Here is a 7,702-nt window from a genome sequence, read left to right as displayed (position 1 = left end):
TCGAAGCCTGGGCGAAGGCCTTCGATCCGAAGACCCCGGAAAAAACGCTCCTGACCGCCTACCGGCGAGCGGACGTTCTTGAGCTGAACGCCGCCGCGAGGTCGGAGATCTCCGACCTCCTGACCGGGCCCCGGGTCGAAACGACCGTCCGGGATCGGGAGGGAAAATCGGAAGGCAAGCGCGAATTCCAGGCCGGAGACCGACTTTATTTCAAGAAGAACGACCGGAAGATGGGGGTCATGAACGGGGAAACCGGAACCCTGACGAGGATCGATGTGACCGACGACGGGAAGGAGTGTTCCTTCACGGTAAAGATGGATTCCGGGCGGGAGATCCGGTTCGATCCGCGGGACTACGCGCAGATCGACTACGGGTATGCCGTCACGATCCACAAGAGCCAGGGAGAGACCGTCGATTTCTCCTCGAACCTGGTCACGGGAATGGGACTGAATGCCCTCTATGTCCAGTTGACCCGCCACCGGGAGGGGATGCGGATCGTTTTGACGGAGGACCAGATCGACAGGATGGCCCAAAACAGCGGGATCGAGCTTGCGCCCACGGACAAGATGATCGATTTCGCCGAAAAGATGAGGGCCGATCGCCCGGGCCTCGAACTCCCGGAAGAGTGGACCAAGGATTTCGATGTCTGCCGGGAATTTCTCGACAAGCATTCCGGAATCAAACTCGGAGGACGACCGGTACGGGAGGGGGTTGACTGCGGGCTGGAGAAGGTCCAGGCCCTTCTCGCCTCGATCCGGAAAACCGAGAAGATGAACGCCCTGGACTTCGACATTCTCAACGAAAAAGAAAAGAAAGAAGAGCGGAGTTTGGGAAAGGAAGTCCAGGGGAGATCGGAAGGCCGGAGGATGGAGGTTCCCGTCCCGGAGAGGGAACACGGGAAGGAAGAAGGAAGCCGTCCACAAGGCCGGGAATACAAGCGGGAACGCGGCGGCCTGGAAAGGTGATGCCCCCCGCCCGTCCTCTCCAGACTTCCTGAGGGGATTCCCTTCTTCCGGCTTGCGCTTGCGACACGGGGACTCTTGCACCCCAACAGGAAAAGCCCGCACGGCAGGAACCATAAAGTGTCGGGGCGGTCGGGCCTCCCCCCAAGGGAAGGAACTCAGGCGACTCGATCCTGCCCCTTGTGTTTTGGTTACAAGTAATCTATTATTATGACGGACTGCAACACTCCTCAACCCATCGGGAGGGAACGTCATGAGGGAGAAAGCGAAGCGGGGCCGGAAGCCTCAAGGGGAAGAAGCGATGACGAACGCGGAGAAACAGGCGGCCTATCGTGCGCGGATCCGGGAGAACGAGGGAGGGTATTCCGGGAAGGCTCTGTCCCTGATGCTGTCGGGAGACGCGCATCTCGCCCTGGACGTGATCCGGGAGGCACATCCGGACCTGTCCTACAAAGAGATCGTCGAGATGCTTCTGATCAAACGCGCCGAGGAATCGAAGCCGGGATACTTCCGGTTGCCATTTGATTACATGAAACTATAACACCGCTCCGATTAATAACTGATGTGTATTTGGTTCTTGGTCAGAGATTGAATAAGCATGGGAATGTGGGTGAATTTCACCCAATTCCAGCACAAGGAGAATGATCTTCGTTACCATTGAAGCCATGAGCCAATGAATCTTTTCGGCAATCTTTTTAGGTAATGAGTTAGTCATGTTATCTCCTTTGTTTGACGGATTCGAACCGTAGAGCGTCGTTAGTGATGCTGCTAAAAAAATCTATCGTTGTCAATATCACTAAAATCCACTCTCCCACGCTCCCATGCCTACTCACTCTTGATTGTATCATGTAGACAATCGCATCAACCGACATACCGCTTAATTATAGCGTCATGACGTCATGACGCTATAACGCCACGGCGTCAATTTCCAAGTTTCGGCAAGCCTTTCTCAACGAACACCTTCGAGAGCCCCTCAACAGCAAGGGCTTGAATACTTACGCCCTCGGAAACTGCAAGCTGATGAACGCGCTCCCATTCTGATCGAGTCAAGCGAACAGTCAAGGCCACAACGTCCCCCTTGCCACGTCCACGTTCACGGACAGGGTGGGGCACATCATCGCCGCCCTTGCCTTCCTGGTCTACGACAGCTCCTTTACGGGTGAATGCTGCAAGTCCGGTTGCTTTGCTCATTGTATTTGCTCCTTTATCCAGCCCCACAGGGCTCTGATTTCGCTGGCTGCCTTGCCATCACTCTCAAATTCAGTGACAGCCCGGCCACTGGCTATAGCGCGGGCGAATGCCCGTCTGTCGATAATTTCAACTGTCGCAATCGGAAACCCATACTCGGCCAAGAGAGTGCGAGTTTCTGAAATTTCCGGTGATCGGAAAGGGCAAGCGGACAGAACAAACACAGCCGGGACGCCCGCTGCTTTCACAATATCCACGGCGCTACCTATTGCTGCAATATCAAAGGCTGTCGGGCGACACGGAATAACCACAAGATCGACCGCGCACACGATACGAGTTGCATCTGGTGCGGCATGCGGGGCCGTATCGACAATGGCAAGAGTCATCCTCTCCCGCTTCGCCACGTCGAGCACATGCAACAACTCGGCGGCGGCGGCAGTTGCCACAATGGGCGCATCCTGGCTCCGTGTTTCACCCCAAATGGTGGCGCTCTTTTGTGGATCAGTGTCAATGACGACAACCCGTTCGCCAGCCTCATGTGCGGCAACTGCGGTATGAACGGCAAGCGTTGTTTTCCCGCTGCCGCCTTTCTGACTGAGAAAAGCGATCTTCTTCATGGCGTCCTTACGTTATGACGCCGTGACGTCAAGACTTCTTGACGTCACGGCGTCTGTTAGAGCGGAAACACCGCTTTCAACAAAAACCGGCTAAGGCCGAACCATTGGCGGCCATTGCTGCGCCCCATGCAGTACACGCACGACGTACGCGGTATTATCGCCAACCTGGTATATGACGATATATGGCAACCCGCCAAGAACCATTTCCCTCGTTCCGTCGATACGGCCAGATCTTCCCATATTCGGGAACTGGGCCAGAGCGATCACTTGCTCTTTTATTTCGGAGACCACGCGTATGGCTGCAGACAAGTTGTCCTTTCGGATATAGGTAGCAATGGCTCGAATATCGCGCTCAGCTTCCGGGGTAATCTCAACCCGGAAGATCGGCAAGGCTGACCTCCAGTTCATTAAAAAACTCGTTAGCCAGTCGGGTTCTACCTTTTCTCACCGATTTCAGGCCGATTTCGACTTGTTCCCGAAACCATTTATCGTGCGCAACGGCCGCATTGGTACGTTTCATTGCAGCCGCCCGATCCGGTCGGGATGGGCGCTCACTCTCCCCCTGCTCAGGATTCCATGCCTTGGCATCGATTCGTGCATCAAGGATCCCCATTTCGCGCAGCAACAGCATGGCTTTCCGCAGATCCGCAAACGATCTCGGTGCCTTATCGCGTGTTGTAACAAGCACGGCCTCGTCGCCTTTGCAGGTTTCCGCATTCACGTAGAACGCTCCCCCTTCGGCCTTCAATGTCACAGACAGGATACCCCCGGTTTCTACGCTGGACCGGAACTGCTCTAAAGTCATTTCACGCATATCACACCTCGCTTAATCATCATGATCAAGGATCTTATGCTTACTTTGTCCAACGGTCAATGGTTGATTGACGACATTTCATCACATAACGATCGTTGTAATGAAATCCGTTCCGCCAAGCCTCTTCATTCCCTTGGCGGGGTCACCATTTCTTCGGCGGTTTGCGCATGGCATGGAATATCCTCAAAACCTCCAGACACTCTCCCCTGACTCTGTAGGGGATGATGTATGGAAAGTCTGTCATCACCAATTCTCTCGTCCCATGGACCCGACCCGGCCGCCCCATAGACGGATGCCTAGCGAGATGTGCAAGGTTGGTCTCTACGGCCTCTGCGAAGCATCTGGCCGCCGCCTGGCTGTCTTTGGCGATGTAAGACGCTTCCTCATCGAGATTCTGGAGAGCCTTGCGCAGGAACCTAACCTGCAAGATCAATCCATTTGGTCATGACCGCCGCCACTTCGTCGCCCGTTGCAAAGTCCCCCAAATCCGCTTCGGCCAGGGCGGCGTGTGTTTCGGCTATCTGCCATTGCTCCCGGTCGAGATAGCCCTTGATCGCTTCCATGGCGAGCCAGGAACGACTCCGGCCCGTCATCTCCGAAAGCGAATCCAGACTTTTCCGGAGATCTTCCGAAACCCTGATGGTCAATACTGAAGACATGAGCCCCCTCCTTAAAATTCTTGATGACCCAATGTATGGTAACGTATACAAAGAATACATGACGGGGGAATCAGACTCAATCCGATGTCAGAAATTGGTGAACGAGACGCCTCAATTCGTGGCGGTCTATACGCTTAACGCATGATGAAATTTTCGAAATATCAGGATATGATGGGAGAAGAAAAAGGCCAGGTTGTTAAGCCTGGCCAACGCTTGTCGCCGGGTTCAGCCCCGGTGGGAAGCTTGATCCCAACCCTTGAACAGAAGGGCACGACATGAACATCAAAAATACCACGCCCGATCCTTCCAGACAACCTCTTCCCCGCTTTCGGCAAGCGCTGCTCGAACACAATCTCGAAAAGGAAAAAGATCAGGCGACGACTTCCTCGTCCTGTCCGGATCCGTCCGCGGCAGAAACCCTTCCCGTGCCTCCTGTGGCCCCTACGGTGAGATCCTCTCAACCGAATCCGAAGAAGCAACTCTCTCCCGAAAAAAACGGCAAAAAGCCGATCATCCGGAAGGTGTTCGGGCTATCGAGCGGGACGGTCCATCACAGCCGCCTTCCGATCTTTGCCGCGACACGAAGGCCGACAGAAAAAATGATGTGGGTCTGGGAAAATCCCTGGGGGACCGCCGAAGTCACCGGAAAACTCGGCCAGAACCACCGGGACCTGCACGACCTCATCATGACCGAAGGACTGGAATATAAGCAGGGGTTGCAAAGAGAGTTGTATATCACGATCGACCCCTATGAAATCTGGAAGAAGGTGGGGGACACATCCAGTAATCTGGAGTATCTCTACGAACTTTTGGAAGACATGAGGCTCGCGAAAGTCACGATCAGGTACAAAGACGGAGGGGACTCGCTTGGAGGGATCGTCTCCGTGATAGACAGAAAATACAAGGCGATCCCCGGTCCGGGCGGGTGCGTCCTCGAACGATATCTCTGGCAGGTCACGATCTCCCCGCCCTGGATGAAGCTCTACGATACCGAAATCAAGGTGCGTTGTAAGCCGGCACTGGCTCTCATCCTCCGGATGCGGAGCGGCTATAGCCAGGCGATGGCGAGATTATTCCTGACACATAAACAGAACATGACGATGAAGTTTTTCGACGTTCTGAATGCCCTCGGGATCGAGAGGGAGGCTAGGCAGGTCAGGCGAGACGTGAAGCCGGATCTGGATCTGCTGGCCCAAATTGGGATCACCTTCGGACCGGGAGGGACGGTTGGATACGAGAAAAAAGAGGGTCTCGTCTCCTTCGAAGATCCTCGCAGGAGAAAATCCAGCACTGGAGCCAAGTCGTAAAATCGGTGTGTCCCATTAGCGGCAAACTGGGGTGGCGTGTGTCCCATTAGCGGTGGCGTGTGTCCCATTAGCGGTAAACTGGGGTGGCGTGTGTCCCATTAGCGGTGGCGTGTGTCCCATTAGCGGTGGCGTAGATAGTCTTTAGATAATTAAAGACTAGATAACTACCCCCTTCCAAAAAAAGAAGAGGGGGGGGAGTCGTAGTGAATTTTTCATTTTTTTGCCCGGGGAAAAAGCCCCAGGGACAGGGGCTCGGAGCGCAAACGAAGAGGAACACGGTTCGCTTCGCTCCCGTGCCTCTTCGCGTCCAATTTTTATGAGTTTAAAGATTTTCGCTCAGGGAGAAACCAGAGAAAAAAGAACAAACCAGGGATTTTCGTTTTTCCTGTCAGGATTGCAGGGAAGACCGGCACCCGAGTAGACTCTGGTCCGTGTTTTTCTGTTTCAGGGGATCCGGCGCATTTCGGATCCTGGCCCATCACTGATTTCCACCCGAAGGAGTTTCCATGACCAAGACAGAATTGGTAGCATCCGTCTCCGAGTCTTCCCACCTTTCCAAAAAAGACGTCCAGGCGGTTTTGAACGGGGTCCTGGCGGCTATCGGGGATTCCCTGAAAAAAGGGGAAAAAGTGGCCCTCACCGGCTTCGGAACGTTCGAAACCGTGAAAAAAGAGGCTCGTACCGGCCGCAATCCGAGAACCGGAGAGACCCTGGAGATTCCGGCCAGGACCTCTCCCAGGTTTTCTCCCGGAAAGCCTCTTCGCAAGGCCATGAATCTCTTCGAATAAGCCTCGTTCGCGGGAAGGTCCTGCCCGGGATTCAATTAGTTACGAGTATCTTATTGTTTCCCGGGCGGGGACAAAGGTCGGAAGACTGGTCCGGGAGAGCGTCAGGTGTTCTCTCGCAGATACCTGTAAAGGGTTTCCCGGCTGATTCTCACATCTCTGGCCACCTGGGCTTTTTTCTCGCCGGCGTCCACGCGCTTTTTGATCGCGGCGATCTGCTTTCCGGTGAGGGCGCGTTTTCGGCCGGAGTAGACCCCGCGCAGTTTGGCCTGTCCGATTCCCTCCCGCTGCCTCTCCCGCAAAAGGGCGCGCTCGAATTCGGCGAAGGCGCCCATGACGGAGAGCATCAGGTTGGCCATCGGAGAGTCTTCCCCGGTGAAGGTCAGTCCTTCCTTTACGAACTCGATCCGGACGCCGCGTTTTGTCAGGCCGGAGACGAGGCGCCGAAGGTCGTCGAGGTTCCGGGCCAGGCGGTCGAGGCTATGGACGACCACGGTGTCGCCCTCTCTCACGAAGTCGATGAGCCGGTCCAGCTCGGGACGTTTCGTGTCGGCTCCGGAGGCCTTGTCGGTGAAGACCCGGGCGAGCGGGATTCCGTCGAGCTGCCGGTCGGTGTTCTGGTCGAAGCTCGAAACGCGGACATAGCCGATGCGCTGGTCGCTCAAGGGAACTCCCGTGTTTTGAGGGGGGAAAGAAAAAGTGTCACGATAGAGTCTAAGACCCTTGAGGAAGAGTGTCAAACAATGCGAAAAAGGACCCTATTGTGACGCGTTTCGGGCTCTTTGGTTGACGTCAAGTTAGGGTATACTTCAACCTGACATGACTATGCCGGAACACGGTCCGCTTGTTCAGAGTCGGTATCGTTTTGACACTCCCGGTCCTGCTCGTCACGCTGGTGGCTCTGGCCCTGTGCTTGAGCGTATGAGCATCGTATGTACAGGCGCTAATGCAAGCGGCAGTCCAAACTTCTTCAGTCCGTACCACCCAGCCTCGCCCGAGGCTACTTTTCAGCGGAAGAACGGTGCTTGTTGTACGGCATCAATCCGTTGTAGTCGTATGCCAGCCAGAAGGCTATTCATGGAGGAAAGACTTTAGGAAAACGATTGTCATGTTCAGTGCACAGGTGGATTTTTCAAATTTTGAATTCCTGCTGAATTCCTGCTGAAACTTGACAGTAAAAATCCAGCCCACTAGAATAATTCCATGTTGAAAATCTCCGTATCAAGAATGCGATGTCTGCCTGCCTTAATGGTAGGAGCGGTAGTTTTTGCTGTTCTGCTGGGTTCTTTTCAGTCTTGTATCGCAGAAAAAATATTTCCGCAATTTGTGACACACTCCGTTTCTCTGACACAAAGCCATGTGATCTTTCA

At 54.6% G+C, this 7,702-nt stretch carries 11 protein-coding genes and 1 pseudogene; 4 read left to right on the top strand and 8 right to left on the bottom strand.

The features are described 5' to 3' along the window. Positions 1-965: pseudogene (locus ACYCUK_RS21995) on the top strand (hypothetical protein); the annotation flags it as partial. Between the two features lie 250 nt (positions 966-1,215). Beyond that, entirely contained in the window at positions 1,216-1,503 is a 288-nt protein-coding gene (locus ACYCUK_RS21990) for a hypothetical protein (RefSeq protein ID WP_461596754.1), read from the top strand. Here the strand turns inward: ACYCUK_RS21990 and ACYCUK_RS21985 are convergent. From ACYCUK_RS21985 to ACYCUK_RS21955, 7 genes are all read right to left on the bottom strand, one after another. Continuing rightward, complete coding sequence (locus tag ACYCUK_RS21985; RefSeq protein WP_461596753.1) at positions 1,498-1,677, bottom strand: hypothetical protein; 180 nt, start codon at positions 1,675-1,677, stop codon at positions 1,498-1,500. The genes ACYCUK_RS21990 and ACYCUK_RS21985 overlap by 6 nt on opposite strands. Before the next feature lie 206 nt (positions 1,678-1,883). Beyond that, positions 1,884-2,153: a hypothetical protein gene (locus ACYCUK_RS21980; protein WP_461596752.1), complete on the bottom strand. Its 270-nt coding sequence runs from the start codon at positions 2,151-2,153 to the stop codon at positions 1,884-1,886. Continuing rightward, complete coding sequence (gene parA / locus ACYCUK_RS21975) at positions 2,150-2,767, bottom strand: ParA family partition ATPase (RefSeq protein WP_461596751.1); 618 nt, start codon at positions 2,765-2,767, stop codon at positions 2,150-2,152. Before parA ends, ACYCUK_RS21980 begins: the two co-directional genes overlap by 4 nt. A gap of 90 nt (positions 2,768-2,857) precedes the next feature. After that, positions 2,858-3,175, bottom strand: coding sequence for a type II toxin-antitoxin system RelE/ParE family toxin (locus tag ACYCUK_RS21970; protein ID WP_461596750.1), 318 nt, complete (start codon positions 3,173-3,175; stop codon positions 2,858-2,860). Further along, positions 3,138-3,581: a hypothetical protein gene (locus tag ACYCUK_RS21965; RefSeq protein WP_461596749.1), complete on the bottom strand. Its 444-nt coding sequence runs from the start codon at positions 3,579-3,581 to the stop codon at positions 3,138-3,140. Before ACYCUK_RS21965 ends, ACYCUK_RS21970 begins: the two co-directional genes overlap by 38 nt. Positions 3,582-3,723: 142 nt before the next feature. Further along, the gene (locus tag ACYCUK_RS21960) at positions 3,724-4,008 is read right to left on the bottom strand and encodes a type II toxin-antitoxin system RelE/ParE family toxin (RefSeq protein WP_461596748.1); all 285 of its coding nucleotides are present in this window, start codon (positions 4,006-4,008) and stop codon (positions 3,724-3,726) included. Continuing rightward, the gene (locus ACYCUK_RS21955; protein ID WP_461596747.1) at positions 3,998-4,240 is read right to left on the bottom strand and encodes a CopG family ribbon-helix-helix protein; all 243 of its coding nucleotides are present in this window, start codon (positions 4,238-4,240) and stop codon (positions 3,998-4,000) included. The genes ACYCUK_RS21960 and ACYCUK_RS21955 overlap by 11 nt, the downstream gene beginning before the upstream one ends. 275 nt (positions 4,241-4,515) lie before the next feature. On the opposite strand from ACYCUK_RS21955, the gene ACYCUK_RS21950 reads away from it, so the two are divergent. Both ACYCUK_RS21950 and ACYCUK_RS21945 read left to right on the top strand, forming a co-directional pair. After that, complete coding sequence (locus tag ACYCUK_RS21950; protein ID WP_461596746.1) at positions 4,516-5,547, top strand: hypothetical protein; 1,032 nt, start codon at positions 4,516-4,518, stop codon at positions 5,545-5,547. A gap of 506 nt (positions 5,548-6,053) precedes the next feature. Beyond that, complete coding sequence (locus ACYCUK_RS21945; RefSeq protein ID WP_461596745.1) at positions 6,054-6,335, top strand: HU family DNA-binding protein; 282 nt, start codon at positions 6,054-6,056, stop codon at positions 6,333-6,335. Positions 6,336-6,436: 101 nt separating this feature from the next. Here the strand turns inward: ACYCUK_RS21945 and ACYCUK_RS21940 are convergent, their stop codons facing one another. Continuing rightward, positions 6,437-6,997 carry a recombinase family protein gene (locus ACYCUK_RS21940; RefSeq protein WP_461596744.1) on the bottom strand — a complete coding sequence of 187 codons (561 nt, stop codon included), beginning with the start codon at positions 6,995-6,997 and terminating at the stop codon, positions 6,437-6,439. Positions 6,998-7,702 lie beyond the last annotated feature (705 nt).

The organism is Thiomonas sp., assembly GCF_054608695.1.
Note: the sequence above shows the minus strand (reverse complement) of the source record. Positions and strands in the feature narration are given on the sequence as shown.

Bases quoted from the DNA above. Each gene is read 5' to 3' on its own strand.
- ACYCUK_RS21985 (WP_461596753.1), bottom strand. From the start codon at position 1,677: ATGACTAACTCATTACCTAAAAAGATTGCCGAAAAGATTCATTGGCTC.
- ACYCUK_RS21970 (WP_461596750.1), bottom strand. From the start codon at position 3,175: ATGAACTGGAGGTCAGCCTTGCCGATCTTCCGGGTTGAGATTACCCCG.
- ACYCUK_RS21950 (WP_461596746.1), top strand. From the start codon at position 4,516: ATGAACATCAAAAATACCACGCCCGATCCTTCCAGACAACCTCTTCCC.
- ACYCUK_RS21955 (WP_461596747.1), bottom strand. From the start codon at position 4,240: ATGTCTTCAGTATTGACCATCAGGGTTTCGGAAGATCTCCGGAAAAGT.
- ACYCUK_RS21990 (WP_461596754.1), top strand. From the start codon at position 1,216: ATGAGGGAGAAAGCGAAGCGGGGCCGGAAGCCTCAAGGGGAAGAAGCG.
- ACYCUK_RS21945 (WP_461596745.1), top strand. From the start codon at position 6,054: ATGACCAAGACAGAATTGGTAGCATCCGTCTCCGAGTCTTCCCACCTT.
- parA (WP_461596751.1), bottom strand. From the start codon at position 2,767: ATGAAGAAGATCGCTTTTCTCAGTCAGAAAGGCGGCAGCGGGAAAACA.
- ACYCUK_RS21965 (WP_461596749.1), bottom strand. From the start codon at position 3,581: ATGCGTGAAATGACTTTAGAGCAGTTCCGGTCCAGCGTAGAAACCGGG.
- ACYCUK_RS21980 (WP_461596752.1), bottom strand. From the start codon at position 2,153: ATGAGCAAAGCAACCGGACTTGCAGCATTCACCCGTAAAGGAGCTGTC.